Raw genomic sequence first — 26,516 nt, 5'->3', positions numbered from 1 at the left:
AAAACGGCGGGGAAACCCGCCGTTCACTATTTCAGGGTGCAGTCGCCACATTGCTGCACCTCGGGCAGCCTGTAGCGCTGACAGCAAGTGCGGCGCACCAGCAATCCTTCACGCAGAACAACGGTGCGGAACAGCGGATTTTCCTGGCCGTTCAGCAATGTTTTTTCGAAAAAGCAGCTCTGGCGCAGCGCGCTCACGGTCTCTTCGCCGAGCCAGTCGCGCCATTCGCCGAAGCACCAGTTAATTAAATAACCGGTGTTGCTCCAGATAAGCTTGCCGTTGATATCACCAGAGGCTTCCAGCGCTTCGACGACCGGCGTCATCACGTCCACTAACAGCTTCTCTAGCCGCTCGCGCGCTGAAAGGGCGCTGGCGCGGCAGTCTTCTTCCACCGTCACATAGAAGCAGGCCGCGCGGCCCGTTTCATGAAATTCCACTGCGATATTGTCATCGCTGATATCCAGCGCCTGTGGTTGCGTCAGCAGCGCCAGCATCAGCGGCGGCACGAGCAGGCCGAGATACCACTGCGCCCAGAGCGATTTCAGCGGTTTATTTTCACGCGCGGCAGAAGGAGCGTTGCGATAGATGTGATCGGAATAGAGCGCCATTAACGAGGCGAGCGCAGCAGGCTGCGACCATTCGCTGAAGGTCAGCGCCGTGGCGGGCGGGGTGTCGTCCAGCTTCATGATGTCGTGAAAATGCGCGCGGTGCGTCGTAAACGCTTCACGCAGGCGAACCGCGAGCATCGAAGGCGGACGATGCAGCGGAGCGCGCCAGATAAGTTCATCAACAGAATGAAGAGAGCGATAAGCCATAGCGTAGTCTGAACAGCAAATCTAAATGATAATGATTGCCAATCCTAACTATAGGCGGAAACGATAGCAAGCGGTTTGACCATAAAACCGACGCGTCTGGCGTGGCGGCATAAATCTCAGGCGGCGCGCCGGGCCTCATAATACAGAATGTGGTTACGGCCTTTGTTTTTCGCGGCGTAGAGCGCCTCATCGGCGCAGCGCAGCGCGTCGTCAATATTACCCCTTTCCAGCGGGGCGATGCCGATGGAAAGCGTCACGTTAGTCGCCACGCTTTCATTGAAAATATGCGGAATACGCAGATCGAAAACCCGCTGGCGAATACGCTCGGCTGTCATTCGCGCGCTTTGTTCATCGGCGTGGGTCAACAACACCATAAACTCTTCGCCACCGTAGCGGGTGACTATATCCCGCGAACGTACACAATCACGGATCGCCGCCGACACGCGTGTCAGCGCCTGATCGCCCATCATATGGCCGTAGTGATCGTTATAAGCTTTAAAATGGTCGATATCCATCAGCAGCACAAACTGCTGCCCCGCGTCCGGCGGCAGGTTAGCCAGGCGGTTCTGAAAACCGCGGCGGTTACAGAGACCGGTAAGCGGGTCCATCATGCTCAGGTCGGTTAATGTGGCTTTTTCTTCTATTAGCCGCTGCATCATCTGACGCGCAAAAATATCGCTGCGTCGGGCGATCAGATGCTGCATAACCAGCCCAATTAACGGTAGCGTCAGCGTGTACCCAAATAGCGCTGGATGCTGGCCTTTATCCAGCAACAGGATCGTGGCGGTAATGGGCAGACAAAAACGGCTGAATGCGGCAAGCATATTTATAAATGAAAGCGTGGCGATAAACAGCGCGCCGAGCAGAGTAATAAGCAGACAGGTGCCGTCGTGAAAAACGCACCACGGGCTTTTCAACGCGATATTCCACGACCAGAGCGCGCCTGCCAGGAGCGCCGTCAGGTTGATGGCTTTCAGGCTGAAGGCGCGGAACTGCGCGCGCAACAGCAGCGCGCCGCTTAGCGCAATCACGCTTAACGCAGGCCAGGGAATATGCGGATAGTCATAAAGCGGATCCACGAGATTAAACAACGCGGAAAACAGATTAAGAAACAGAAAGAGTTTCAGGGAGAGCTGATATTTTTCTTCCGTCAGGGCTCGCCAGTTATTTGCAGTCATATCCGTTGGTGACTTATTTAGCGCTATCAGGCTTTTATAAAAGCCAGATAAAGGATGGGCTCATTGTGCCTTGTTACTGAGAATGAGAATTTTCTTAAGCATGGCGGACAATTTATCACCTTCACCCCGTTATGTCATTACCTCTTAACTAAAGTAAAGCGCCGCTAAATTGATTTTCGCTGACAAATAAGAATTTATATCATATGATATTGGTTATCATTATCGATACGAGAGGCGAAACGATGTTGTACAGACGACTGGAAAGTGGTTGGGCCGTCCTTTTGCCGGGCGCGCTGGTAGCGATGCTGGCGTGGAGTGAGCTGAGCTGGGCGCAGTGGCGGGTCATCATTGTGCTGGCGCTGCTGACGACGGTCGGTATGCTTTACCATCCCCGTCTGCGGCATTTTGTTCTGCTGCCGTCATGCATCGCTTTCGCCAGCGGTTTAATGCTGATCGTATCGCATCTGCACATGGCGCTGAATTAACGCAAGAGGGCGGCACTGGATACAGAAAACAGGGGAATAAAAGATAAGACAGGAAACACCGAAGAATAAGAAGCGATAAAAGAAGTGGTGCGAGGGGGGGGACTTGAACCCCCACGTCCGAAGGACACTAACACCTGAAGCTAGCGCGTCTACCAATTCCGCCACCTTCGCACTGTCTCTTTTATCGTATCGCCATCGCATTGGTGCGAGGGGGGGACTTGAACCCCCACGTCCGAAGGACACTAACACCTGAAGCTAGCGCGTCTACCAATTCCGCCACCTTCGCGCAGTGCGAGCGATACTTTCTTGCGTGGTTTTTGGTGCGAGGGGGGGACTTGAACCCCCACGTCCGAAGGACACTAACACCTGAAGCTAGCGCGTCTACCAATTCCGCCACCTTCGCATACCAGCAATACCGGGAAGTATTGCAACCACGGAGGCGCATTCTAGATGTTTTCTGGACTTCGTCAATACTTAATTGCATGCCGCTTTTCTGAATGGTGCAAAAAGCGGCATTTCGCGCATGAATACCGTTAACGCTTCGCGTTGCGGCCCATCACGGCGCGGTAGACTTTGAAGCGTCCGGTCTGCGCCAGAACTTCATGGTTGCCGAAGGTTTCATCCAGCACATTCGGATACGGCAGGAACGCGTTCGCCACGATCCGCAGCTCGCCGCCGATGTTCAGGTGGCGCACGGCGCTGCGGATCAGCGTCTGCGCGGCTTCAAAATTAGTCTCCATTCCGTCATGGAACGGCGGGTTAGAGATAATCATGTCGAAGCGGCCTGTGATTTCCGAGAATACGTTACTGGCGACCACTTCGCCTTCAAAGCCGTTCGCGGCAAGCGTCGCGCGGCTCGCTTCCACCGCTGGCGCGCTCACATCGCACAGGGTCAGACGCACTTTCGGCGAGTGGCTCGCCAGCACGGCCGCCAGCACGCCTGCGCCGCAGCCGACATCCAGCACTTTGCCTTTGGTATGCGGCGAGAGGGTGGAGAGCAGCAGATCGCTGCCGACATCCAGCCCGTCGCGGCTGAAAACGCCTGGCAGCGTTTTGATTGTCAGCCCGTCAACGTCATATTCGTTCCACCAGCCGTCAGGATTGAACGCGGGTTGTTTTTCGAGACGACCATGATAGAGGCCGCAGCGGCGCGCGCTGTCGATTTTGTTCAGCGGGCAGTACTCTGCGAGCATCGCTTCGGCGCTGCGCACGCCGCTGCGGTTTTCGCCCACCACGAAAATATCGGTGCCCACTGGCAGCAGCGACAGCAGGTTCATCAGCTGGAACTGCGCTTCGGGTTTGTTTTTGGGCCAGTAGTAGATAAGCGTATCGCTGTCCGCCACGATCTCGGCGTCGGCCACCAGACCGTAGCGCGCGTTATCGCCCATCGGCTTGCTCAGCACCTGCCAGTGGTGGAACTGCTGCGTATGCGCGCGGCTTTGCGCGGTGTCAAAACGCGCAGGCAGGTCATCCTGCATATCGCCGGCAAACAGAACGCGGCTTTCGGTAAAATCATCACTGTGGCGCAGCAGAACTTCGCTTGCCGGGGAAAAACCAGACATGAAACACTCCTTCGGAAACTTGAGGGGCGATTATAGTGGTTTGTTGGCGCATGTTCGACGGATTTGCTATATTTGCGCCCCTTCGGCACTGATTCAGGCATCCCTATGACATCCCGACGAGACTGGCGATTACAGCAACTGGGCATTACCCAGTGGGTATTGCGTCGCCCCGCCGCGCTGCTGGGTGAGATAGCCATCGTGCTGCCTTCTCATATCCGCCTGGTGATGGTGGCCGCCGAGCCGCCGCCGCTCAGCCTGCCGTTCATTCAGGATGTGCTGCGCGCGCTGGCGCTCGACGCCGATCAGGTGATGCAGTTAACCCCCGACCGCGTGGCGATGCTACACGATGCCCACTGCAATAGCTGGTGTCTGGGCGTGGACGCGGCGCCTGAGCTGCCCGGTGCCCGGCTGGTAACGCCGGGCCTGGAAACGCTACAGCGCAGCGGCGCGGCGCGCGCCGATCTCTGGCAACAAATTTGCGAGCATGAAGATGATTTCCTTACTCCAGCCCGCTGATCTGGCGGCGGCTTTCGCCATTGAACAGCGCGCTCACGCCTTTCCGTGGAGCGAGAAGACGTTCGCCAGCAATCAGGGCGAGCGCTATCTGAACCTGCGGCTCGACGTGGACGGCGCGATGGCGGCGTTCGCGATAACGCAGGTCGTGCTGGATGAAGCCACGCTGTTTAATATCGCGGTCGACCCGGCGTTTCAGCGTCGTGGTCTGGGCCGGGCGTTGCTGGAGCATCTTATCGAGGCGCTTGAAGCGCGCGACGTGCTGACGCTCTGGCTGGAGGTTCGCGCGTCTAACCACGCGGCGCGCGCGTTATATGAAAGTCTGGGCTTTAACGAGGCGACGATTCGCCGCAACTATTATCCGACGCCCGACGGACGCGAAGACGCCATCATCATGGCGTTGCCGCTGGGTTAATTATCAATAAAGGTGACGTAATGAAGTGGGACTGGATTCTTTTTGACGCTGACGAAACGCTGTTTACTTTCGACGCCTTTGGCGGCCTGCGGCGCATGTTCCTGGACTACAGCGTGACCTTTACCGAGCAGGATTACCACGACTACCAGGCGGTCAATAAACCGCTGTGGGTCGACTACCAGAACGGCGCCATCAGCGCGCTGCAGCTCCAGCATCAGCGTTTTCAGGGATGGTCTGAACGTCTGAGCGTGCCGGCAGGCGATCTGAACAGCGCTTTTTTAAACGCGATGGCAGAGATCTGCGCGCCGTTGCCGGGGGCGGCCTCTTTGCTGGCGTTCCTGAAAGGCAAAGTGAAGCTTGGCATCATCACTAACGGCTTTACGGCGCTCCAGCAGATCCGTCTTGAGCGCACCGGATTTCGGGACTATTTTGATTTACTGGTTATCTCAGAGCAGGTCGGCGTCGCGAAACCCGCGCCGGAAATCTTCGACTACGCCCTCGCGAAAATGGGTAATCCCGACCGCTCGCGCGTGTTGATGGTAGGCGATACCGCGGAATCCGATATTCTCGGCGGCATCAATGCGGGACTGGCGACCTGTTGGCTGAACAGCCACGGCCGCACGCTGCCGGAAGATATCGCCCCGACCTGGCAGGTCACCTCGTTAAGCGAACTGGAGCAATTGCTGTGTAAACAATGATTGTCTGACCCTTTCGGATGGGTAAAATAGCCGCATTTTTCGCTCACTCGCCGCGTGGCGCCTGCCCGCGCGCTTACACAGAAGATTTTGATTATGACGTTGTCTCCTTATTTGCAAGAGGTGGCTAAGCGCCGCACCTTCGCGATCATCTCGCACCCGGACGCCGGTAAAACGACGATCACCGAAAAGGTGCTGCTGTTCGGACAGGCGATTCAGGTCGCCGGGACGGTAAAAGGCCGCGGTTCCAGCCAGCACGCGAAATCGGACTGGATGGAGATGGAAAAGCAGCGTGGTATTTCTATTACCACCTCCGTGATGCAGTTCCCTTACCATGATTGTCTCGTCAACCTGCTGGACACCCCCGGCCACGAAGACTTCTCGGAAGATACCTACCGTACGCTGACGGCGGTGGACTGCTGCCTGATGGTTATCGACGCCGCGAAAGGCGTTGAGGATCGCACGCGTAAGCTGATGGAAGTCACCCGTCTGCGCGACACGCCGATCCTGACCTTTATGAACAAACTCGACCGCGACATCCGTGATCCGATGGAGTTGCTGGATGAAGTGGAAAGCGAGCTGCGGATCGCCTGCGCGCCGATCACCTGGCCGATTGGCTGCGGCAAACTGTTCAAAGGCGTTTATCACCTTTATAACGACGAAACCTACCTCTATCAGACCGGTCAGGGCCACACCATTCAGGAAGTGCGCATTGTTAAAGGTCTGGACAACCCGGAGCTGGATCAGGCGGTGGGTGAGGAGCTGGCCGCGCAGCTGCGTGACGAGCTGGAGCTGGTGAAAGGCGCGTCGCACGAATTCGACAAAGAACTGTTCCTGAACGGCGAACTGACGCCGGTGTTCTTCGGGACCGCGCTCGGCAACTTCGGCGTCGATCATATGCTGGATGGTCTGGTGGAGTGGGCGCCTGCGCCGATGCCCCGTCAGACCGACGGCCGCGTGGTCGAGGCGAGCGAAGAGAAATTCTCCGGCTTCGTGTTTAAGATCCAGGCCAATATGGACCCGAAACACCGTGACCGCGTGGCGTTTATGCGCGTGGTGTCCGGTAAATATGAAAAGGGTATGAAGCTGCGCCAGGTGCGTACCGGGAAAGATGTCGTCATCTCCGACGCGCTGACCTTTATGGCGGGCGACCGCTCGCATGTCGAAGAGGCGTATCCGGGCGACATCATCGGCCTGCATAACCACGGCACTATTCAGATTGGCGACACCTTTACCCAGGGTGAATCCATGAAGTTTACGGGTATCCCGAACTTTGCCCCGGAACTGTTCCGCCGCATCCGCCTGAAAGACCCGCTCAAGCAGAAACAACTGCTCAAAGGGCTGGTGCAGCTCTCGGAAGAGGGCGCGGTGCAGGTGTTCCGCCCGCTCTCCAACAACGATCTGATCGTGGGCGCGGTGGGTGTGCTCCAGTTTGACGTGGTCATGTCGCGTCTGAAGACCGAGTACAGCGTTGAGGCGATTTACGAATCGGTTAACGTATCAACGGCCCGCTGGGTAGAGTGCGACGACGTGAAGAAATTCGAAGAGTTCAAGCGTAAGAACGAGATCCAGCTGGCGCTGGACGGCGGCGATAACCTTACCTACATCGCGCCGACCATGGTCAACCTCAATCTGACGCAAGAGCGTTACCCGGATGTGACCTTCCGGAAAACGCGCGAGCACTAATCCCTTTCAGGACGCGGCAAAGCCGCGTCCTGCCTCGCTTTCCCGCCTTTTCTCCGCGATGCGGAATGTTCTTAAATTCCTGCTTTCCCTGCTGTTTTGGCGTTTTTTCCCGCCGCTGCCCAGGCGTTTTTGCGAACGTGATCTATATTTAACAATGTGATGACGCTGTCGTCGGGATGAAATGCCGTTAAGTGCTTCCAACCCGGTGATTCATCATCATAAACGTTATTATTGCCATATTAATAACTGAGTTTTCGCAACGTAACGGCTGAGTGTCTGACTAACCCTCTGAACATGCCTTGCCGGTACGGCGCGACTAACTCATCAGCAGCGCGAAAGCCTGCTGTTAGGAAAAGCCGCTGATGTGGCGGCTTGCGGCTCAAATTCTGAGCAAACCACAGGAACGAATCGATGAACAAGACTAAGATTTCAAAAACTCTGCTGGCTGTTGTGTTGGGTTCTGTCATGGCGTCCTCTTCTGCGTTCGCAGAAAACTCCGCCGTTGAAAGCACCAAATCCACCGCGGATAGTGCAGGGCAAAAAATCGATAGCTCTATGAATAAAGTCGGTAACTTCATGGACGACAGCGCCATCACCGCCAAAGTGAAAGCCGCGCTGGTAGATGACGAACAGATTAAGAGCACCGACATCTCTGTGAAAACCGAGAAAAGCGTAGTGACGCTGAGCGGCTTTGTTGAAAGCCAGGCCCAGGCCGAGGAAGCGGTGAAAATCGCCAAAGGCATTGAGGGCGTCGCTTCCGTAAGCGACAAGCTGCACGTACGCGACGGTAAAGATCAGTCGGTGAAAGGTTATGCGGGCGACGCGGCCACCACCAGCGAAATCAAAGCGAAACTGCTGGCGGATGACATCGTGCCTTCGCGTAACGTGAAAGTCGAAACCACCGACGGTGTGGTGCAGCTTTCCGGTACCGTCGAGTCTGAAAAACAGTCTCAGCGCGCCGAAAGCATCGCAAAAGCGGTTGATGGCGTGAAAAGCGTCAAAAACGATTTAAAAGTGAAGTCGTAACAGGCAAACCGCTCTCCCGGCTACGGCCGGGAGGAATGGTAAGCAACAACAGCTGGATAACACCGCCAGTGGACGCTGCGTTCATTAAGAAGCGGTATAAAGATTAACTATGGTAAAGGAGAGTCTTATGTTTCGTTGGGGCATTATCTTTCTGGTTATCGCGTTGATTGCGGCCGCTCTGGGCTTTGGTGGCCTGGCAGGTACCGCAGCAGGCGCAGCGAAAATCGTATTCGTCGTTGGTATTATTCTGTTCCTGGTTAGCCTTTTTATGGGCCGTCGACGCCCGTAGTGTGATAAAAAGATAACTGACAGACGGCAAAGCCAGTCCCTGTGACTGGCTTTGCTCGTTTAGGGCATCGGACACGTTCGCGCGGCGCGCGACGAATTAAAACAGGAAAGCAGGGTGGGGCAACGTATTCCCGTAACGCCAGGCAACATAGCGCCTCTGGCGGTGAAACCGTTTCGTCCCGGCAAGCTGGCAATTGTCTGCGAAGGGGGCGGCCAGCGCGGGATCTTTACAGCTGGCGTGCTGGATGAATTCATGCGTGCGCAGTTCAACCCGTTCGATTTCTTCCTCGGTACGTCAGCCGGGGCGCAGAACCTCTCGGCTTATGTCTGTAACCAGCCCGGTTATGCCCGGCGCGTCATCACCCGCTTTACTACCTCACGTGATTTCTTCGACCCGGTGCGCTTCGTGCGCGGCGGCAACCTTATCGATCTCGACTGGCTGACCGAAGCCACCTCTGCCCGCATGCCGCTTGAAATGGGCAACGCGATGCGGCTCTTTGACGCCGGCAAGGCATTCTATATGTGCGCCTGCCGCCGCGATGACTACTCGCCGGGCTATTTCGCGCCGCAGGAACATAACTGGCTCGATATTATTCGTGCGTCCAGCGCTATACCAGGTTTTTACCGCCCAGGCGTGGATCTCGACGGCATCAACTATTTTGACGGCGGCGTCAGCGACGCCATCCCGGTGCGGGAGGCGGCGCGCCTCGGCGCCACGACGCTGGTGGTTATCCGCACCGTGCCGTCGCAGATGTATTACACCCCACAATGGTTCAAACGCATGGAGCGCTGGCTCACCGACAGCAGTCTTCAGCCGCTGCTGAACCTGGTGCAGCATCATGAGACGACCTATCGCGCGATTCAGGAATTTATCGAAAAGCCGCCCGGCAAGCTGCGCATTTTTGAGATCTCTCCGCCTCGCGCATTGACCAGTATGGCGCTCGGCAGCCGCCTGCCTGCGCTGATGGGAGATTACAAGCTGGGCCGCCTGTGCGGGCGCTATTTCCTGGCCACCGTCGGCAGGCTGCTGGTGAGTCAGCCGCCGCTGCGCCGCTACCGCACGCCGCCTGTGGTGCCGGTCGCCGTACCGACCAAGACGACGGCCGCTGCGCCTGCTGAAATCCTGGTGCCTGTCGCGCCGGAGGCAACGATTGTCGTGCCGCCTGCGACCGTCGCGAATGACGCGCTCGACGCCCCGCTGGTCAAAACCGAACAGGCCAACGACGCGACGTTTAACGATGAGGATCTGGCATGACGCGACGCTTTATCGATACCCACTGCCATTTCGATTTCCCACCCTTTACCGGCGCAGAAGCGGCGAGTCTCGCGCAGGCCGCCGGGGCGGGTGTCGAACAGATCATCGTGCCCGCGATTGAAGCCGCGCGTTTTGCGACCGTGCTTGAGCTGGCTGCGCGCTACCCGGCGCTGTGGGCAGCGATCGGCCTGCATCCGATTGTTATCGGCAACCATAACGACGCGAGCCTGGCGTTGCTTGAGCATCATCTGCAACAGCAGGCGGATAAACTGGTGGCGATAGGCGAAATCGGGCTCGATCTCTATATGGACAACCCGCTTTTCGAACGCCAGGAGGCGATCCTCGACGCCCAGTTACGGCTCGCGAAGCGCTATGAACTGCCGGTTATCCTGCATTCACGCCGCACCCACGATAAACTCGCGATGCATTTAAAGCGCCACGCGCTGCCCTGTACCGGCGTGGTACACGGCTTCGCGGGCAGTCTGCAACAGGCGCAGCGCTTTATCGATCTCGGCTATCGCATCGGCGTGGGCGGCACCATCACCTATCCACGCGCGCAGAAAACCCGCGACGTCATGGCGAAACTGCCGCTTTCCTCACTCCTTCTGGAAACTGACGCGCCAGATATGCCGCTGAACGGCTGGCAAGGGCAGCCAAACCGGCCTGAGCGCGTTAACGGCGTGTTTGATGTTCTGTGCGAGCTGCGCCCCGAGCCGCCTGATGTTATCGCCCATGCCATCCTTGAAAACACCCGCACGCTCTTCCCGCGCCTCAAAATGTGACCGCCGGTCCACGGTTGTTTAAAAAAGCGTAAAACGTCTGGATTTACGTGGATTCTCTGTCGTTAAATCGCCCCGCCTGCGCGCGCGGGACAATCATAATTCACTCATTACACAGGGATACTGTATGCAAATACTGATGGGGCTGGTGGGGATGCTGGCGCTGCTGGCGATAGCAGTCGCGCTTTCCAGTAACCGTAAAGCGATAAATCTGCGCACCGTGGTGGGGGCCTGGCTGATTCAGGTCGCCATCGGTGCGCTGGTGCTCTATGTACCGGCGGGCCGCCGGGTACTGCTGGCGATGTCCGAAGGCGTGGCGAACGTAATCGCTTACGGCAATAACGGCATCTCGTTTTTATTTGGCGGCCTGGTGTCAGACAAAATGTTCGAGGTGTTCGGCGGCGGCGGGTTTATCTTCGCGCTGCGCGTGCTGCCGGTCATTGTCTTTTTCTCCTCGCTGATCGCGGTGCTCTACTATCTCGGCATTATGCAACTGGTGATCCGCCTGCTGGGCGGCGCGCTGCGTAAAGTGCTGAAAACCTCCCGTACCGAATCGCTTTCGGCCACTGCCAATATTTTCGTCGGCCAGACCGAAGCGCCGCTGGTGGTGCGTCCTTATATCGCCACCATGACCCGTTCTGAGCTTTTCGCGGTGATGTGCGGCGGGCTGGCGTCAGTGGCGGGCTCGGTGCTGGCAGGTTACGCGCAGATGGGCGTGCCGCTGGAATACCTTATCGCCGCCTCCTTTATGGCGGCGCCCGGCGGTCTGCTGTTTGCGAAAATCATTATTCCGGAAACCGAAAAGCCCAACGACGCGCCGCATCTGGAAAGCGCGCAACACGATCCGGATCGTCCGTCGAACGTGCTGGATGCCGCGGCGTCTGGCGCATCCGCCGGGATGCAGCTGGCGCTGAACGTCGGCGCGATGCTGCTGGCGTTTGTGGCGCTGATTGCGCTGCTGAACGGTATGCTCTCCGGCATTGGCGGCTGGTTTAACCATCCGGAACTGTCGTTGCAGCTTATCCTGGGCTGGGTATTCTCGCCGGTGGCGTGGCTGATTGGCGTACCGTGGGACGAGGCGATGGTGGCGGGGTCCTTTATCGGCCAGAAGCTTATCATCAACGAATTCGTGGCCTACATGAACTTCGGCGAATACCTGAAAGAGGATGCAACCGTGGCGGCTGCCGGTCTTCAGGTACTCTCGGCGCACACCAAAGCGATTATCTCTTTCGCGCTCTGCGGATTTGCTAACCTTTCTTCTATCGCCATCCTGATTGGCGGGCTGGGCAGCATGGCGCCGAGTCGTCGCCATGACGTCGCGCAGCTCGGGCTGAAGGCCGTCGCCGCCGGTACGCTCTCGAATCTGATGAGCGCGACTATCGCTGGTGTGTTTCTGGCGCTGTAACCCGGTGTGAAAATGTTATAATTTTCACATTTTTTGTGACCTTCAGGCTGGCAGAGCGCCAGCCTTTTTTGTTTCCGGGGCGGGCATCAGGCTGTCATAATGTTGTGTTAATCACATATAATGGCTGAAAGTATGCAACCATTACTTTGTAATTTGTGAAACAAGACACAAAACCATCCCGCCTGGGAGTGTTAGAATTTTAACATTGATGGCAATGATGTGCGGTGAGACGGATCTCAGCGTGACGGCGGTCGACGCCGCTCTTCTTCATGGACCACGACCGCTCCAACGTGTTGAGTTTCTCATCCGAGATGCATTTTTTTGTTGGAGAAAGTTATGACCGATTTAACCAAAAGCAGCCTGCGTGCGCTGCAACTGATGGACCTCACCACCCTGAATGACGACGACACCAATGAGAAAGTCATCGCATTGTGTCATCAGGCGAAAACCCCGGTGGGCAACACCGCCGCAATCTGTATTTATCCGCGCTTCATCCCGATTGCCCGCAAAACGCTGAACGCGCAGGGCACGCCGGATATCCGTATCGCCACGGTCACCAACTTCCCGCATGGCAACGATGATATCGACATCGCGCTTGCGGAAACCCGCGCGGCTATCGCCTACGGCGCAGATGAAGTGGACGTCGTTTTCCCGTATCGCGCGCTGATGGCGGGCAACGAGCAGGTCGGTTTTGATCTGGTGAAAGCCTGTAAAGACGCCTGCGCGGCGGCTAACGTGCTGCTGAAAGTCATCATCGAAACCGGCGAACTGAAAGAAGAAGCGCTGATTCGCAAAACCTCTGAAATCTCTATCAAAGCCGGCGCAGACTTTATCAAAACCTCTACCGGTAAAGTGCCGGTTAACGCGACCCCTGAAAGCGCGCGCATTATGCTGGAAGTGATCCGCGATATGGGTGTGGCGAAAACCGTTGGCTTTAAACCGGCAGGCGGCGTACGCACCGCGGAAGACGCGGCGAAATACCTGGCGGTTGCCGACGAACTGCTGGGCGCTGACTGGGCCGATGCGCGTCACTACCGCTTCGGCGCTTCAAGCCTGCTGGCAAGCCTCTTACAGGCGCTCGGCCACGGCGACGGCAAAAGCGCCAGCAGCTATTAATCCGCCTTGTGCCTGATAGTGCTTTGCTATCCGGACTCAGGATTGTAATGCGGGCGGCTCTCACGCTGCCCGCCATTATTCACCCTAATTCACGGGGGTTACCGTGTTCCTCGCTCAGGAAATTATTCGTAAAAAACGCGACGGCCACGCGCTTAGCGACGACGAGATCCGCTTTTTTATTAACGGCATTCGCGATAACACCGTTTCCGAAGGACAGATCGCCGCGCTGGCGATGACCATTTTCTTTCACGACATGACCATGCCGGAGCGGGTATCGCTGACGATGGCGATGCGCGATTCCGGCACCGTGCTGGACTGGAAAAGCCTCAACCTGAACGGCCCGGTCGTGGACAAACACTCCACCGGCGGCGTGGGCGACGTCACGTCGCTGATGCTCGGCCCGATGGTGGCGGCATGCGGCGGCTACATCCCGATGATTTCCGGGCGCGGACTGGGCCATACCGGCGGTACGCTCGATAAACTCGAAGCTATTCCAGGGTTTGATATTTTCCCGGACGACCATCGTTTTCGCGACATTATTAAAAACGTCGGCGTCGCCATTATCGGCCAGACCAACTCGCTGGCGCCGGCGGATAAACGCTTTTACGCCACGCGCGACATTACCGCGACGGTGGATTCCATTCCGCTCATCACCGCCTCGATCCTCGCGAAAAAGCTCGCCGAAGGGCTGGATGCGCTGGTGATGGACGTGAAAGTGGGCAGCGGGGCGTTTATGCCGACTTACGCGCTTTCTGAAGCGCTGGCGCAGGCGATTGTCGGCGTGGCCAACGGCGCGGGCGTGCGCACCACGGCGCTGCTGACGGATATGAACGAAGTGCTCGCCTCCAGCGCAGGCAACGCGGTGGAAGTGCGCGAAGCGGTGCGGTTCCTGACCGGCGATTATCGCAATCCGCGCCTGCTGGAAGTAACCATGGCGCTGTGCGTCGAGATGCTGCTCTCCGGCGGGCTTGCGAAAGATGACGCCGACGCGCGCGCGAAGCTGCAAACCGTGCTGGATAACGGCCGTGCGGCGGAGATTTTTGGCCGTATGGTGGCCGCGCAAAACGGCCCCGCAGACTTTGTCGAAAACTACGATCGCTATCTGCCAGCCGCCACGCTCAGCAAAGCCGTTTATGCCGACCGTACCGGTTTTATCACCGAGATGGACACCCGCGCGCTCGGCATGGCGGTGGTGTCGATGGGCGGCGGTCGTCGCCAGGCGTCCGACAGCATCGATTACAGCGTCGGTTTAACCGATATGGCGCGTCTCGGCGAGAAGGTGGATGGCGAACGGCCACTCGCCATCATCCACGCGAAGAGCGAAGCAAGCTGGCAGGAAGCGGCGGCAGCAGTCAAAGCGGCCATTAAGGTTGACGATACGGCGGCGAAAGCGTCACCGGTTGTCTATCGCAGAATTAGCCAATAAGTGGCATACTGATCTGATCACTTTTTTACAGCGCAAAAGGTACGGAGAAAATATGAAACGTGCATTTATTATGGTGCTGGACTCCTTTGGTATTGGCGCGACGGAAGATGCGGAACGCTTCGGCGACGCGGGTTCTGACACGCTCGGCCACATCGCCGAGGCCTGCGCCAAAGGTGAGGCGGATATCGGTCGTAAAGGCCCGCTGCATCTGCCGAATCTGACGAGGCTGGGCCTTGCGAAAGCGCATGAAGGCGCCACGGGCTTTATTCCTGCCGGCATGGACGGCAATGCGGAAATCACCGGAGCGTACGCCTGGGCGCACGAACTCTCTTCCGGTAAAGATACGCCGTCAGGTCACTGGGAAATCGCTGGCGTGCCGGTTCTGTTCGACTGGGGCTACTTCACCGACGAGAAAAACAGCTTCCCGCAGGAGCTGCTCGACAAGCTGGTGGCGCGCGCAAACCTGCCGGGCTATCTCGGCAACTGCCACTCTTCCGGTACGGTGATTCTGGATGAACTGGGCGAAGAGCATATGAAAACCGGCAAGCCGATTTTCTACACCTCTGCTGACTCTGTGTTCCAGATTGCCTGCCACGAAGAGACGTTCGGCCTGGACCGCCTCTATGAGCTGTGCGAAATCGCGCGTGAAGAGCTGACCGAAGGCGGCTACAACATCGGCCGCGTTATCGCGCGTCCGTTTATCGGCGACAAAGCGGGCAACTTCCAGCGTACCGGCAACCGTCACGACCTGGCGGTCGAGCCGCCGTCACCGGTCGTGCTCAAAAAGCTGGTGGACGAGAAGGGCGGCCACGTCGTTTCCGTCGGTAAAATCGCGGATATCTACGCCAATATGGGCATCACCAAAAAAGTGAAAGCCACCGGGCTGGATGCGCTGTTCGACGCCACCATCAAAGAGATGAAAGAAGCGGGCGACAACACGATTGTGTTCACCAACTTCGTGGATTTCGACTCCTCGTGGGGGCATCGCCGCGATGTCGCAGGCTATGCGGGCGGCCTTGAGCTGTTCGACCGTCGCATGCCGGAGCTGCTGGAACTGGTGGGCGAAGATGACATCATCATCTTTACCGCTGACCACGGCTGCGACCCGACCTGGAAAGGCACCGACCACACCCGTGAGCATATCCCGGTGTTGATTTACGGCCCGAAAGTGAAACCGGGTTCGCTCGGTCATCGCGAGACGTTCGCCGATATCGGCCAGACCGTCGCCAAATATTTTGGCCTGTCTGACATGGAATATGGCAAAGCGATGTTCTGATCCCTGTTCTTTTTCGCGTGGCCGCGTGTTGGCTGCGCGATCCATACGGGATTTTTATAACAAGTTGTAGGCCGGGCAAGGCGCAGCCGCCGCCCGGCGAGATAAGAGATTAAAAAGGAAAATAAGATGGCAACCCCACATATTAACGCCGAGATGGGTGATTTCGCAGACGTCGTGCTGATGCCGGGCGACCCGCTGCGCGCTAAACACATTGCAGAAACTTTCCTGGAAGACGTGCGCGAAGTAAACAACGTGCGCGGCATGCTGGGTTTCACCGGCACCTACAAAGGCCGCAAAATTTCCGTGATGGGCCATGGCATGGGCATCCCGTCCTGCTCCATCTACACTAAAGAGCTGATCACCGACTTCGGCGTGAAGAAAATCATTCGCGTAGGCTCCTGCGGCGCGGTGCGTGCAGATGTGAAACTGCGTGATGTGGTTATCGGCATGGGCGCGTGCACCGACTCCAAAGTGAACCGTCTGCGTTTTAAAGATCACGACTTTGCGGCCATCGCGGATTTCGACATGGTGCGTAACGCGGTTGACGCGGCCAAAGCGCTGGGCGTTGACGCGCGCGTCGGCAACATTTTCTCCGCTGACCTGTTCTATACGCCAGACCCGTCGATGTTCGACGTAATGGAAAAATACGGCATTCTCGGCGTGGAGATGGAAGCGGCGGGCATCTACGGCGTGGCAGCGGAATTTGGCGCGAAAGCGCTGACCATCTGCACCGTGTCCGACCATATTCGTACCCACGAGCAGACCACCGCAGCAGAGCGTCAGACCACGTTTAACGACATGATCAAAATCGCGCTGGAGTCCGTGCTGCTGGGCGATAAAGAGTAAGTTTTCACTGACATAAAGTGAAAAGAAAAGGGCGCCGCGGCGCCCTTTTTATTGGGCCTGGTCAGTTATGTCAAAAGGCAAACGAAACGGTGGATAGCGTTGCGCTTACCCGCCTTATCTGTAAAAAGTGTTGTGGTTTCGACGGGCGGGTAAACGACGCGCACCCGCCGGAGTTTTTTAGCCCCACTCTGACAGGGTGGCAGGGCGAGGATAAAAATTTAACGCACCGCCTGCGCCATCCACGCGCCCACTTCGCGAAGCTCTGCCGCCTGCGCCGGGAATTCTGCGGCTAACGCCTCGCACGTTTGCTGTAGCGCGTCGGCCTGATATACGCAGCCCTGCAACCGGCTCGCCAGCGCCTCAAGCGGCGCGGGGTTGAGGCTGTCCGTAAAAAGCTGTGTGCGGGTGATATGTCCTTTTTCCACGTCGAAATGCAACTCCACGCCGCCCCAGACAAAACGCTCGTCGAGCTGATGTGTAAACGCGGGGGCCTGGCCGAAATTCCACTCCCAGCTGCTCTGACGGGCGAAGGTTTCCGCAAAACCCGGCAAATCCGGAAACGCGTCGGGTGAAATCACCTCGGCGGGGACATGCTCGCCGTAATACGCGAAAAACGCGTCCATTACCGCCTCGCACACCTGGGCATGCGTAATGCCTGGTTTCAGATCGTTGAGATTCGCGACGCGCCCGCGCACCGACGTTATTCCTTTCGCCTGGAGCTTTTTCTTATCCGGGTTAAGGTAATTCGCCAGCCGGCTTAAATCGGCGTTCAGCAGCAGCGTGCCGTGATGAAAGCCGCGATCCATTGTCTCGCGGTAGGCGGAACCCGATATTTTGCGCGGCCCTTCGGCGGTCTCTACCACTAAATCGTTGCGCCCGGATGCCGACGCCTGAATGCCAAGCTGCGCCAGCGCATTAATCACAATCGTCGTGGAGACGCTTTTGTCATATTCCGGCTTGCCCGCCATAAAGGTAAAACAGGTGTTGCCGAGATCGTGGAACACCGCGCCGCCGCCGCTGCTGCGCCGGGCCAGGCGCACGTTATCTTCATCCATACGGCGGGTATTGCACTCTTTCCACGGGTTCTGCGCCCGGCCAATGACAACGGTATCGGCGTTGCGCCAGAGGAACAGAACGCGCTGGGTGGCGGGCATCTGGCGGAAGATGCACTCTTCCACTGCCAGGTTAAACCAGGGATCGTAAGAATCGGAAATAAGCAGGCGTAGAGAGGACACGGGCGTTTCCCTTAAGCAATAAAGAACGCCCATTATATCACGCGATGTCAGGCGCGTTTGTCGTCCGCAGGCGCGTCGGGCTCGCTCTCTTCTTCGGGCACCGATTTGCTGGCGGTCAGCAGGAACGGCGACTGCTGCCAGCGGGTGCGTTTGCCCTGCAAAAGCGTACGCGTCAGCACAATGCCGATGGCGAGCGACAACAGCATCATCAGGCGCAAAATATTGGTGGTGTTGTCCACCTGGCGCGCTTCGGTGGGCAGACTGTGGGTGTCGAGCGTGAGCCGCAGGTAGCCGATGGGCCCGCTTTTATCCTGCACCGGCTGGACAATCTGCTCGTTAAAGTAGCTGCCCGCTTTTTTTCCGTCGAGCGCCAGCCGGTCGCGCACGTTGACGCTTTCACCGGCGCGCGCGATTAGCTCGCCCTGTTGATCATAAACGCTGGCGTCCAGAATACGGCTCTCTTCCGTCAGCTGGCGCAGGAGGGCGCCTACGCGCTTTTCATCCGGGTTTTCACCTTTAATCAGCGGCACCAGACTGTAGCTCACCTGGCGGGCCAGCGTGCGGGCGAGATCTTCCATCTGAATATTGCGGGACTGCTGATGGCTCTGGCTGAACCACGACGCGCCCTGCATCAGCGCCACCAGCAACGCCAGACAGATAAGTACAATCACTGCGCGATGCAGCCGAAATTTGAGTTTTGCCCGGGCCATAAAGTACCTGCTTAAATTTTGAAGCTTAATGTTGCCAGAAGCGCCGCAGACAAGGTAGCCTCATGCGTTGTTTTGTCCCGCCCCGATACTATTTACAGGAGCCTGAATGCCGAACAGTCTTACCTGGTGCGACCTGCCGAACGAGGTTTCTCTCTGGCCTGGATTGCCCCTTTCTTTGAGCGGTGACGAAGTGATGCCGCTGGATTATCACGCCGGTCAGAGCGGCTGGCTTCTGTACGGACGGGGTTTAAATAAGCAAAGTCTGACCCAATATCAGCATAAGCTCGGCGCGGCGATGGTTATCGTCAATGCATGGTGCGTGGAAGATTATCAGGTGATCCGCCTCGCGGGCTCGCTGACGCCGCGCGCGACGCGTCTGGCGCATGATTCCGGCCTCGATGTCGCGCCGCTCGGCAAAATCCCGCATCTGAAAACGCCCGGCCTGCTGGTGATGGATATGGATTCCACCGCGATCCAGATCGAATGCATTGATGAAATCGCGAAGCTTGCCGGTACGGGCGACGAAGTGGCGGAAGTGACCGAGCGCGCCATGCGCGGCGAGCTGGATTTCACGGCCAGCCTGAAAGCGCGCGTCGGCACGCTTTCAGGCGCGGATGCCGACATTCTGCGCCAGGTACGTGACGTGCTGCCGCTGATGCCGGGCCTGACCTCGCTGGTGCTGAAACTGCACGCGCTGGGCTGGAAAGTGGCTATCGCCTCTGGCGGTTTCACCTATTTCGCGCAATATCTGCAGGACAAACTCCACCTGGATGATGTGGTCGCCAATGAACTGGCGGTGGAAAACGGCCGGCTGACCGGCGAGGTTACCGGGCAGATCGTCGACGCCCAGTTCAAGGCGCAAACCTTACAGCGCCTGGCTGAAAAATATACGATCCCGACAGGCCAGACCGTGGCGATTGGCGACGGCGCTAACGACCTGCCGATGATCCAGACGGCGGGGCTGGGCATTGCCTACCACGCCAAACCGAAAGTGAATGAAAAGACGGAAATCACTATCCGTCACGCTGACCTGATGGGGGTGTTCTGTATCCTCTCCGGCAGCCTGAACCCGAAATAAAGAGGTAAAAGGTGGCGAAAGCTCCAAAACGCGCATTTGTCTGTAACGAGTGTGGTGCGGATTATCCGCGCTGGCAGGGGCAGTGCAGCGCCTGTCATGCCTGGAATACCATCACCGAGGTGCGTCTCGCCGCCTCGCCGCAAGCGGCGCGCAATGAACGACTCTCCGGCTACGCAGGTAGCGCGGGCGTCTCTAAAGTGCAAAAGCTTTCTGAGATTAGCCTTGAGGCGCTGCCGCGTTTCTCGACCGGTTTTAAAGAGTTTGACCGCGTGCTTGGCGGCGGCGTGGTGCCGGGCAGCGCCATTCTGATTGGCGGCAACCCGGGCGCCGGAAAATCGACGCTGCTGCTGCAAACGCTCTGCAAGCTTGGCGAGCAGATGAAAACGCTCTACGTCACCGGCGAGGAGTCGCTGCAACAGGTGGCGATGCGCGCGCATCGTCTGGGCCTGCCGACGACGAATCTCAACATGCTCTCGGAAACCAGCATCGAACAGATCTGCCTTATCGCCGAAGAAGAGCAGCCGAAGCTGATGGTGATCGACTCCATTCAGGTAATGCATATGGCGGACGTGCAGTCGTCGCCGGGCAGCGTCGCGCAGGTGCGTGAAACCGCCGCCTATCTGACGCGCTTCGCCAAAACCCGCGGCGTGGCGATTGTTATGGTCGGCCATGTGACCAAAGACGGCTCGCTGGCGGGCCCGAAAGTGCTCGAACACTGTATCGACTGTTCGGTGCTGCTGGACGGCGACGCCGATTCGCGTTTTCGCACGCTGCGCAGCCATAAAAACCGCTTTGGCGCAGTGAATGAGCTTGGCGTGTTCGCGATGACGGAACAGGGTCTGCGCGAAGTCAGCAACCCGTCGGCCATTTTCTTAAGCCGTGGCGATGAAGTCACTTCCGGCAGCTCGGTGATGGTGGTCTGGGAAGGCACGCGCCCGCTGCTGGTGGAGATCCAGGCGCTGGTGGATCAGTCAATGATGGCGAACCCCAGACGCGTGGCCGTGGGCCTTGAGCAGAACCGCCTTGCGATCCTTCTTGCGGTGTTGCACCGCCACGGCGGACTGCAAATGGCCGATCAGGATGTGTTCGTCAACGTGGTCGGCGGGGTGAAAGTCACCGAGACCAGCGCTGACCTGGCGCTGCTGCTGGCGATGGTTTCCAGCCTGCGCGATCGACCACTGCCGCAGGATCTCGTCGTGTTTGGCGAGGTGGGCCTCGCAGGCGAGATTCGCCCGGTGCCAAGCGGCCAGGAGCGTATCTCCGAAGCGGCGAAGCACGGTTTCCGTCGCGCCATTGTGCCTGCCGCCAACGTCCCGAAAAAAGTGCCCGAAGGCATGCAGATTTTCGGTGTTAAAAAGCTCGCGGATGCGCTAACTGTCTTTGACGACTTATAATTAATTATTCAATGGGTTATTACCCACAATCATTCGCGTTGCGGGAAGGCGGCGCGTTTGTGAGCCCGGGGCGCTTACTGAAGTCAGCGTCCGGGGACGCAAGCGAAGCCAACGCACCGCAGCGTGACATATAAAGGGTAATTGCAGGAGGCAGCGCATCTTGTCATTCGACTATCTTAAAACCGCGATCCGTCAAAAGGGCTGCACGCTACAACAGGTGGCGGCGGCCTGCGGCATGACCAAGGGCTATTTAAGCCAGCTGCTCAACGCCAAAATCAAAAGCCCCAGCGCGCAGAAGCTCGAAGCGCTGCACCGCTTTCTGGGCCTTGAGTTTCCGCGCCGCCAGAAGCGCGTCGGCGTCGTGTTCGGCAAGTTTTATCCGCTGCATACCGGCCATATTTATCTGATCCAGCGCGCCTGTAGCCAGGTCGACGAGTTGCACATCATCATGGGCTACGACGAAAAGCGCGACCGCACGCTGTTTGAAGAGAGCGCAATGTCGCAGCAGCCCACCATCAGCGACCGCCTGCGCTGGCTGCTGCAAACCTTCAAATACCAGAAAAACATCCGTATTCACGCCTTTAATGAAGAGGGCATGGAGCCGTACCCGCACGGCTGGGACGTCTGGAGCGAGGGGATTAAAGCGTTTATGGAGGAGAAGGGCATTGAGCCCGACACCATCTATACCTCCGAGGAGGCGGATGCGCCGCAGTATCGCGAACATCTCGGCATCGAGACCGTGATTATCGACCCCAAACGCACCTTTATGAATATCAGCGGGGCGCAGATCCGCGCCAACCCGTTCCGTTACTGGGAGTATATCCCGACCGAGGTGAAGCCGTTCTTTGTACGTACGGTGGCGATCCTCGGCGGCGAGTCGAGCGGGAAATCGATGCTGGTCAATAAGCTCGCCAATATCTTCAACACCACCAGCGCCTGGGAATATGGCCGCGATTATGTGTTCTCGCACCTGGGCGGCGACGAGATGGCGCTGCAATATTCCGACTACGACAAAATTGCGCTTGGTCATGCGCAATATATTGATTTCGCGGTGAAATATGCCAATAAAGTGGCGTTTATCGACACCGATTTCGTAACCACCCAGGCGTTCTGCAAAAAATATGAAGGGCGTGAACATCCGTTCGTACAGGCGCTGGTAGATGAATACCGCTTCGACCTGGTTATCCTGCTGGAGAACAACACGCCGTGGGTGGCGGACGGACTGAGAAGCCTTGGAAGCTCGGTGGATCGCAAAGAGTTCCAGTCGCTGCTGGTGTCGATGCTCGAAGAGAACAAGATTGACTATGTGCACGTCGAGGAGCCGGATTACGACTCCCGTTTCCTGCGCTGCGTGGAGCTGGTGAAACAGCTGATGGGCGAGCAGGCTTAGCGGGCAGAAGGGGCTGGAGGGCGGGTGTACCGCGCCTACCTGCCCTACGGCTATTCGCAAGCGCGCATACATACAGGGCGGGTAAACCACGCCGCGCAATGCGAGAGGGTAAACGCGCCGCGCTTACCCTCCCTGTGTCTTAAAACGCCACGACTACCTTGCCGCGCATATGGCCTTCCAGCACTTTACGGTGTGCGTGGGTAATACTCTCAACGCTCAGCCCGTGGAAGGTTTCGCTCAGCGCGCTCTCCACTTCGCCGACATCCACCAGCTTCGCGACCTCGTTCAGGATCTCGCCCTGGCGCGCCATATCGGCGGTCTGGTACATGCTGCGGGTATACATGAATTCCCAGTGCAGCGCGGCGGATTTCGACTTCAGCGCGTCCTGATCCAGTGGATGCGCGTTTTCCACGATGCTGCAAATATGCCCCTGCGGCGCGATAAGCTGGCTCACCGCCGCCCAGTGACCGTCGGTATCATTCAGAATGAAAATGTAATCGACAAATTTAATGTCGTGCTTCGCCAGCTCGCCCGGCAGATCCTGATAGTTCACCACCAGATCCGCGCCACGATCCCGGCACCACTGCGCGGAATCTTCACGCGAGGCGGTGGCGATGATTTTCGCTTTGCTGTGCAGGCGCGCAAACGGGATCGCAAGCGAGCCCACACCGCCCGCGCCGCCGATAATCAGCAGCGTTTTCTCTTCACCCGCATCCTGAATCTTCAGGCGCTCGAATAACCCTTCCCACGCGGTCAGCGCCGTCAGCGGGATGGCGGCTGCGGCAGCCCAGGAGAGCGTGCGCGGTTTATGGCCCACGATGCGGGCGTCGATCAACTGATGGCTGGCGTTGCTGCCAGAACGGGTAATATCCCCGGCATAATAGACTTCATCGCCCGCCTTAAATCCGCTGACCTTGCCGCCCACGGCCGTCACGATGCCGCTCGCATCCCAGCCCAGCACGCGCGGCGCCTGCAACCCGTTTTTCTTCAGGCTGGCATGCACTTTAGTGTCGACCGGGTTAATGGAGACCGCTTTCACTTCCACCAGCAAATCGTAATCGCCAGGCTGCGGCATCGGCTGGGTGATTTCAATAAAGTTTTCCGGCGCGTCCGGATTAACGGCAATCGCTTTAACAGACATGGTGTGTTCCTTTTGCTGAGTTTGTTCAGAGGATGTTGTGTTGAATGTAGTCTATGCGGGCTGACAGAGGGTGATAAGATGGACAATCCAGAACGGCGTGTTTGTGAGAGATGAACAATCATGTTTAAGCAACTGCAGGATATGGCACTCTTCGCGCTGGTGGCGGAAACCGGCAGCTTTACGGCGGCGGCGCAGAAAGCGGGCCTGCCGAAATCAAGCGTCAGCCAGCGTATCAGCCAGCTGGAGGCGCATGTCGGGCTGCGGTTGCTCAACCGCACCACGCGCAAGCTGAGCCTGACCTTTGCAGGCGAACATTATCTGGTTCACTGTCGTGAAATGCTCGATGCCAGCGAGCGCGCGGATCTCGCCGTTCAGCGCCTGCGCGACAACCCCAGTGGTCGGTTACGTATTACCAGCCCGGCGGGTATCGGCGCGACGCTGCTGGCGCGCATGAATGCGGAATTTCTCGCGAAATACCCGGATATCACGCTGGAGGTTTTTATCTCTGACGACGTGCGGGATCTGGTGATGGAAGGGTTTGACGTGGCGCTGCGCACCGGTAAACCGCAGGACTCCTCGCTGATTGGCCGTAAAATTGGGCACTGTCCGCGTTATCTGGTCGCCTCGCCGGGCTATCTCTCTCGCTTCCCGCGCCTTACTCACCCGTCACAACTGGTGGAACACCGCGTCGTGGTGCACCGCGCCTGGACGGAGTGGCTGCTGCAGCGCGACCGTGAACTCTACCGCTGTCATCTGAATCCTGTGCACCAGACCGATAATTTGCTCTATGCCCGCGAAAGCGCGCTGGCCGGAGCGGGCATCACGTTACTGCCCGCTTTCTTACTGGACGACATGCTGCGCCAGGGCGCACTGGTCAATATCCTGCCAGAGTGGGCCGTCACCGGTAACGATCTCTATCTGGTCTATCCGGGGCGCAAACTCAACGCGCCAGCGCTGGTGAGCTATATCAATTTCGCACTCGGCTATGAAGGCGTTACTCAGTTTTACGAAAATATGACGATGTAAGGCTTCTGGTGGATATTTTCGGCGGTTAAGTGAATAAAAAGAGAGAAACAAAAGCCAGGAAAAATAAAATCCAAAAAAGTAAAACCGCCATAATTTATTTGTGGGGATGATGTGTTGTGATATTTTACGCGCCTGAATTATTGTAACGCCCTTCTGCTGCCGGAATCATTGATAACTACGGCAAATAATAAATGAGCTTAGATTAACTCGGTTTATATACACGCGAGCAACAGCACGCGTGCGCTGCTTTTTTACGGCAGCGGAAGCGCGCCTCGCCACGGCTATGGGTATACCCCACGGCGGTAGCCTGTTCGCAGCATTCTTACAGGATCGGTTAATGAAAAGACATGGACTGGCTGTTCAACGCGCCACCGTTCTGGCGTTGTTTTTAAGGGAGATAAAAACGCGTTTCGGCAAGTTCCGCCTCGGTTACGGCTGGGCGTTGCTTGAGCCTTTACTGCATCTCGCTATTTTATTGTTTGTTCTGGATTTCGTCATGGAACGAACGCTGCCGGATATTTCTTTTCCGGTGTTTTTATTAAGCGGCATTATTCCCTATTTTATTTTTAGTCATATTACAGGGCGCTCTGTTAACGCCGTCGATGCGAATCAGGGGCTTTTTAATTATCGTCCGGTAAAACCTGTCGATACGATTATCGCCAGAACGCTGCTGGAGGCGGGGATTTATATTGCGGTTTATCTGCTGCTGCTCGCCATGCTGGCGATGATGGGCGAAGTATTTACCTGCTCACACCTCTTAACGTTATTTAGCGTCTGGGGCTGCCTGATTCTTTTCTCCTTCGCCATCGGGCTGATTTTTATGGTCATCAGCAGCGCATTTCCGGAAGCTGAAAAGTTCCTGCCACTGCTGACGCGCCCGCTCTATTTTATCTCCTGCGTGATGTATTCGCTCAATACTATTCCGCAGGAATATCAACGCTGGGTGGCATGGAACCCGTTGGTGCATGTCGTCGAGCTGACGCGGGAGTCGCTGGCAACCAGCTATGAGAGCGACGGCGCGAGTCTTGCGTATCTCGCCATCAGCACGCTGGTGGCGCTCTTCACCGGCCTTGCACTCTATCGTCACCAGGAAGAGGCGATGCTGACCTCATGATTACTATTGAAAATCTCACCAAATCGTACCGCACGCCCGCAGGGCGACATTATGTATTTAAGGATCTCAGCCTGACGCTACCGTCCGGCAAGAGCGTGGCGCTCATCGGGCGCAACGGGGCGGGAAAATCGACGCTGCTGCGCATGATTGGCGGTACGGATAACCCGGATAAAGGGCGGATTGTCTCCAGCGCGACGATCTCCTGGCCAGTCGGGCTGGCGGGCGGTTTTCAGGGCAGCCTGACCGGCCGGGAAAACGTGAAATTCGTGGCGCGGCTTTATGCAACGAAAGAGGAATTACGGCAGAAAGTGGCGTTTGTCGAAGATTTCGCCGAGCTCGGCAAATATTTTGATATGCCTGTTAAAGCGTACTCGTCCGGTATGAAAGCGCGCCTCGGCTTTGGCCTGAGCATGGCGTTTACGTTTGATTACTATCTGGTGGACGAAGTGACGGCCGTTGGCGATGCCAGCTTTCGTAAAAAATGCGAAAAGATCTTTGAAGAGCGCCATCGTGACGCCTGCTTTTTAATGGTGTCGCATAACCTTAATTCGCTGAAACAGTATTGCGATGCGGCAGTGTTTATTGGTCGGGAAAATCAGGTTCATTATTACGATAATGTTGATGGCGCCATTGATGCCTATAAGGCGCAGGAAAATCTGTAA

The 26,516-nt window shown here is 57.3% G+C and carries 26 protein-coding genes and 3 tRNA genes; 20 read left to right on the top strand and 9 right to left on the bottom strand.

Annotated elements, in window-relative coordinates; translation table 11 throughout:
* Positions 1-26: 26 nt before the first annotated feature.
* Entirely contained in the window at positions 27-815 is a 789-nt protein-coding gene (gene fhuF / locus BJP61_RS18460) for a siderophore-iron reductase FhuF (RefSeq protein WP_171998982.1), read from the bottom strand.
* Positions 816-931: 116 nt separating this feature from the next.
* Positions 932-1,993 (bottom strand): GGDEF domain-containing protein, encoded by a 1,062-nt coding sequence (locus BJP61_RS18455; protein WP_171998980.1) that lies wholly within the window; start codon positions 1,991-1,993, stop codon positions 932-934.
* 203 nt (positions 1,994-2,196) lie between these two features.
* Between BJP61_RS18455 and BJP61_RS18450 the strand changes: the two genes are divergently transcribed.
* A complete protein-coding gene (locus BJP61_RS18450; protein WP_075193502.1) occupies positions 2,197-2,478 on the top strand; it encodes a DUF1435 domain-containing protein in 282 nt (93 codons plus the stop codon).
* 85 nt (positions 2,479-2,563) lie between these two features.
* Here BJP61_RS18450 and BJP61_RS18445 read toward each other — a convergent pair.
* From BJP61_RS18445 to rsmC, 4 genes are all read right to left on the bottom strand, one after another.
* Positions 2,564-2,649, bottom strand: a tRNA-Leu gene (locus BJP61_RS18445).
* A gap of 30 nt (positions 2,650-2,679) precedes the next feature.
* Positions 2,680-2,764, bottom strand: a tRNA-Leu gene (locus BJP61_RS18440).
* Between the two features lie 32 nt (positions 2,765-2,796).
* Positions 2,797-2,881: transfer RNA gene (locus tag BJP61_RS18435), tRNA-Leu, on the bottom strand.
* 130 nt (positions 2,882-3,011) lie between these two features.
* On the bottom strand, positions 3,012-4,040 hold the full coding sequence (gene rsmC / locus BJP61_RS18430) for a 16S rRNA (guanine(1207)-N(2))-methyltransferase RsmC (RefSeq protein ID WP_038865138.1): 1,029 nt from the start codon (positions 4,038-4,040) through the stop codon (positions 3,012-3,014).
* 105 nt (positions 4,041-4,145) lie between these two features.
* On the opposite strand from rsmC, the gene BJP61_RS18425 reads away from it, so the two are divergent.
* From BJP61_RS18425 to deoD, 13 genes are all read left to right on the top strand, one after another.
* A complete protein-coding gene (locus BJP61_RS18425) occupies positions 4,146-4,556 on the top strand; it encodes a DNA polymerase III subunit psi (protein ID WP_075193500.1) in 411 nt (136 codons plus the stop codon).
* Positions 4,525-4,968: a ribosomal protein S18-alanine N-acetyltransferase gene (rimI, locus tag BJP61_RS18420; protein WP_075193499.1), complete on the top strand. Its 444-nt coding sequence runs from the start codon at positions 4,525-4,527 to the stop codon at positions 4,966-4,968. Before BJP61_RS18425 ends, rimI begins: the two co-directional genes overlap by 32 nt.
* Positions 4,969-4,988: 20 nt before the next feature.
* Positions 4,989-5,666, top strand: a complete 678-nt coding sequence (gene yjjG, locus BJP61_RS18415) for a pyrimidine 5'-nucleotidase (protein WP_171998978.1) — start codon at positions 4,989-4,991, stop codon at positions 5,664-5,666.
* A 93-nt stretch (positions 5,667-5,759) separates the two neighbouring features.
* Complete coding sequence (gene prfC / locus BJP61_RS18410; RefSeq protein WP_038865126.1) at positions 5,760-7,349, top strand: peptide chain release factor 3; 1,590 nt, start codon at positions 5,760-5,762, stop codon at positions 7,347-7,349.
* 411 nt (positions 7,350-7,760) lie between these two features.
* Positions 7,761-8,375, top strand: coding sequence for a molecular chaperone OsmY (gene osmY, locus BJP61_RS18405; protein WP_075193498.1), 615 nt, complete (start codon positions 7,761-7,763; stop codon positions 8,373-8,375).
* A 127-nt stretch (positions 8,376-8,502) separates the two neighbouring features.
* Positions 8,503-8,664 carry a DUF1328 family protein gene (locus BJP61_RS18400; protein ID WP_002437547.1) on the top strand — a complete coding sequence of 54 codons (162 nt, stop codon included), beginning with the start codon at positions 8,503-8,505 and terminating at the stop codon, positions 8,662-8,664.
* A gap of 114 nt (positions 8,665-8,778) precedes the next feature.
* The gene (locus BJP61_RS18395; RefSeq protein WP_171998976.1) at positions 8,779-9,918 is read left to right on the top strand and encodes a patatin family protein; all 1,140 of its coding nucleotides are present in this window, start codon (positions 8,779-8,781) and stop codon (positions 9,916-9,918) included.
* A complete protein-coding gene (locus BJP61_RS18390) occupies positions 9,915-10,700 on the top strand; it encodes a TatD family hydrolase (protein WP_171998974.1) in 786 nt (261 codons plus the stop codon). Before BJP61_RS18395 ends, BJP61_RS18390 begins: the two co-directional genes overlap by 4 nt.
* Positions 10,701-10,824: 124 nt before the next feature.
* The gene (locus BJP61_RS18385; protein WP_038865115.1) at positions 10,825-12,102 is read left to right on the top strand and encodes a NupC/NupG family nucleoside CNT transporter; all 1,278 of its coding nucleotides are present in this window, start codon (positions 10,825-10,827) and stop codon (positions 12,100-12,102) included.
* 336 nt (positions 12,103-12,438) lie between these two features.
* On the top strand, positions 12,439-13,218 hold the full coding sequence (gene deoC / locus BJP61_RS18380; protein WP_171998971.1) for a deoxyribose-phosphate aldolase: 780 nt from the start codon (positions 12,439-12,441) through the stop codon (positions 13,216-13,218).
* Between the two features lie 103 nt (positions 13,219-13,321).
* Positions 13,322-14,644, top strand: a complete 1,323-nt coding sequence (gene deoA / locus BJP61_RS18375; protein ID WP_171998969.1) for a thymidine phosphorylase — start codon at positions 13,322-13,324, stop codon at positions 14,642-14,644.
* A gap of 52 nt (positions 14,645-14,696) precedes the next feature.
* The gene (gene deoB, locus BJP61_RS18370) at positions 14,697-15,920 is read left to right on the top strand and encodes a phosphopentomutase (RefSeq protein WP_171998967.1); all 1,224 of its coding nucleotides are present in this window, start codon (positions 14,697-14,699) and stop codon (positions 15,918-15,920) included.
* A gap of 126 nt (positions 15,921-16,046) precedes the next feature.
* Positions 16,047-16,766 carry a purine-nucleoside phosphorylase gene (gene deoD / locus BJP61_RS18365; RefSeq protein ID WP_007767260.1) on the top strand — a complete coding sequence of 240 codons (720 nt, stop codon included), beginning with the start codon at positions 16,047-16,049 and terminating at the stop codon, positions 16,764-16,766.
* Between the two features lie 218 nt (positions 16,767-16,984).
* Here the strand turns inward: deoD and lplA are convergent, their stop codons facing one another.
* A complete protein-coding gene (gene lplA / locus BJP61_RS18360; RefSeq protein WP_171998965.1) occupies positions 16,985-18,001 on the bottom strand; it encodes a lipoate--protein ligase LplA in 1,017 nt (338 codons plus the stop codon).
* A gap of 47 nt (positions 18,002-18,048) precedes the next feature.
* A complete protein-coding gene (locus BJP61_RS18355) occupies positions 18,049-18,711 on the bottom strand; it encodes a YtjB family periplasmic protein (protein WP_038865105.1) in 663 nt (220 codons plus the stop codon).
* A gap of 106 nt (positions 18,712-18,817) precedes the next feature.
* On the opposite strand from BJP61_RS18355, the gene serB reads away from it, so the two are divergent.
* From serB to nadR, 3 genes are all read left to right on the top strand, one after another.
* Positions 18,818-19,789: a phosphoserine phosphatase gene (gene serB, locus BJP61_RS18350; RefSeq protein WP_171998963.1), complete on the top strand. Its 972-nt coding sequence runs from the start codon at positions 18,818-18,820 to the stop codon at positions 19,787-19,789.
* Positions 19,790-19,800: 11 nt separating this feature from the next.
* Entirely contained in the window at positions 19,801-21,183 is a 1,383-nt protein-coding gene (gene radA, locus BJP61_RS18345) for a DNA repair protein RadA (protein WP_171998962.1), read from the top strand.
* 157 nt (positions 21,184-21,340) lie between these two features.
* The gene (gene nadR, locus BJP61_RS18340) at positions 21,341-22,573 is read left to right on the top strand and encodes a multifunctional transcriptional regulator/nicotinamide-nucleotide adenylyltransferase/ribosylnicotinamide kinase NadR (protein ID WP_038865094.1); all 1,233 of its coding nucleotides are present in this window, start codon (positions 21,341-21,343) and stop codon (positions 22,571-22,573) included.
* A gap of 139 nt (positions 22,574-22,712) precedes the next feature.
* Here the strand turns inward: nadR and BJP61_RS18335 are convergent, their stop codons facing one another.
* On the bottom strand, positions 22,713-23,714 hold the full coding sequence (locus BJP61_RS18335) for a zinc-binding alcohol dehydrogenase family protein (RefSeq protein WP_171998960.1): 1,002 nt from the start codon (positions 23,712-23,714) through the stop codon (positions 22,713-22,715).
* Positions 23,715-23,834: 120 nt separating this feature from the next.
* On the opposite strand from BJP61_RS18335, the gene BJP61_RS18330 reads away from it, so the two are divergent.
* The 3 genes from BJP61_RS18330 (at position 23,835) to BJP61_RS18320 (ending at position 26,516) form a co-directional block, all read left to right on the top strand.
* The gene (locus BJP61_RS18330) at positions 23,835-24,740 is read left to right on the top strand and encodes a LysR family transcriptional regulator (protein ID WP_171998959.1); all 906 of its coding nucleotides are present in this window, start codon (positions 23,835-23,837) and stop codon (positions 24,738-24,740) included.
* Positions 24,741-25,077: 337 nt separating this feature from the next.
* Entirely contained in the window at positions 25,078-25,854 is a 777-nt protein-coding gene (locus BJP61_RS18325; RefSeq protein ID WP_171998957.1) for an ABC transporter permease, read from the top strand.
* Positions 25,851-26,516 carry an ABC transporter ATP-binding protein gene (locus BJP61_RS18320; RefSeq protein ID WP_171998955.1) on the top strand — a complete coding sequence of 222 codons (666 nt, stop codon included), beginning with the start codon at positions 25,851-25,853 and terminating at the stop codon, positions 26,514-26,516. The genes BJP61_RS18325 and BJP61_RS18320 overlap by 4 nt, the downstream gene beginning before the upstream one ends.

The sequence above is a fragment of the Cronobacter sp. JZ38 genome (assembly GCF_008932145.1).
Lineage (GTDB): Bacteria > Pseudomonadota > Gammaproteobacteria > Enterobacterales > Enterobacteriaceae > Cronobacter > Cronobacter muytjensii.
The sequence above is the reverse complement of the archived record's forward strand: the minus strand, read 5'-3'. Positions and strand labels throughout refer to the sequence as shown.

Excerpts from the sequence above, each read along its gene's own strand:
- osmY (WP_075193498.1), top strand. The coding sequence starts at position 7,761 with ATGAACAAGACTAAGATTTCAAAAACTCTGCTGGCTGTTGTGTTGGGT.
- BJP61_RS18330 (WP_171998959.1), top strand. The coding sequence starts at position 23,835 with ATGTTTAAGCAACTGCAGGATATGGCACTCTTCGCGCTGGTGGCGGAA.
- BJP61_RS18325 (WP_171998957.1), top strand. The coding sequence starts at position 25,078 with ATGAAAAGACATGGACTGGCTGTTCAACGCGCCACCGTTCTGGCGTTG.
- deoD (WP_007767260.1), top strand. The coding sequence starts at position 16,047 with ATGGCAACCCCACATATTAACGCCGAGATGGGTGATTTCGCAGACGTC.
- yjjG (WP_171998978.1), top strand. The coding sequence starts at position 4,989 with ATGAAGTGGGACTGGATTCTTTTTGACGCTGACGAAACGCTGTTTACT.
- BJP61_RS18455 (WP_171998980.1), bottom strand. The coding sequence starts at position 1,993 with ATGACTGCAAATAACTGGCGAGCCCTGACGGAAGAAAAATATCAGCTC.
- BJP61_RS18390 (WP_171998974.1), top strand. The coding sequence starts at position 9,915 with ATGACGCGACGCTTTATCGATACCCACTGCCATTTCGATTTCCCACCC.
- deoC (WP_171998971.1), top strand. The coding sequence starts at position 12,439 with ATGACCGATTTAACCAAAAGCAGCCTGCGTGCGCTGCAACTGATGGAC.
- rsmC (WP_038865138.1), bottom strand. The coding sequence starts at position 4,040 with ATGTCTGGTTTTTCCCCGGCAAGCGAAGTTCTGCTGCGCCACAGTGAT.
- rimI (WP_075193499.1), top strand. The coding sequence starts at position 4,525 with ATGAAGATGATTTCCTTACTCCAGCCCGCTGATCTGGCGGCGGCTTTC.
- BJP61_RS18335 (WP_171998960.1), bottom strand. The coding sequence starts at position 23,714 with ATGTCTGTTAAAGCGATTGCCGTTAATCCGGACGCGCCGGAAAACTTT.
- BJP61_RS18400 (WP_002437547.1), top strand. The coding sequence starts at position 8,503 with ATGTTTCGTTGGGGCATTATCTTTCTGGTTATCGCGTTGATTGCGGCC.
- BJP61_RS18450 (WP_075193502.1), top strand. The coding sequence starts at position 2,197 with ATGATATTGGTTATCATTATCGATACGAGAGGCGAAACGATGTTGTAC.
- BJP61_RS18385 (WP_038865115.1), top strand. The coding sequence starts at position 10,825 with ATGCAAATACTGATGGGGCTGGTGGGGATGCTGGCGCTGCTGGCGATA.
- prfC (WP_038865126.1), top strand. The coding sequence starts at position 5,760 with ATGACGTTGTCTCCTTATTTGCAAGAGGTGGCTAAGCGCCGCACCTTC.
- fhuF (WP_171998982.1), bottom strand. The coding sequence starts at position 815 with ATGGCTTATCGCTCTCTTCATTCTGTTGATGAACTTATCTGGCGCGCT.
- BJP61_RS18320 (WP_171998955.1), top strand. The coding sequence starts at position 25,851 with ATGATTACTATTGAAAATCTCACCAAATCGTACCGCACGCCCGCAGGG.
- BJP61_RS18355 (WP_038865105.1), bottom strand. The coding sequence starts at position 18,711 with ATGGCCCGGGCAAAACTCAAATTTCGGCTGCATCGCGCAGTGATTGTA.
- BJP61_RS18425 (WP_075193500.1), top strand. The coding sequence starts at position 4,146 with ATGACATCCCGACGAGACTGGCGATTACAGCAACTGGGCATTACCCAG.
- serB (WP_171998963.1), top strand. The coding sequence starts at position 18,818 with ATGCCGAACAGTCTTACCTGGTGCGACCTGCCGAACGAGGTTTCTCTC.
- deoB (WP_171998967.1), top strand. The coding sequence starts at position 14,697 with ATGAAACGTGCATTTATTATGGTGCTGGACTCCTTTGGTATTGGCGCG.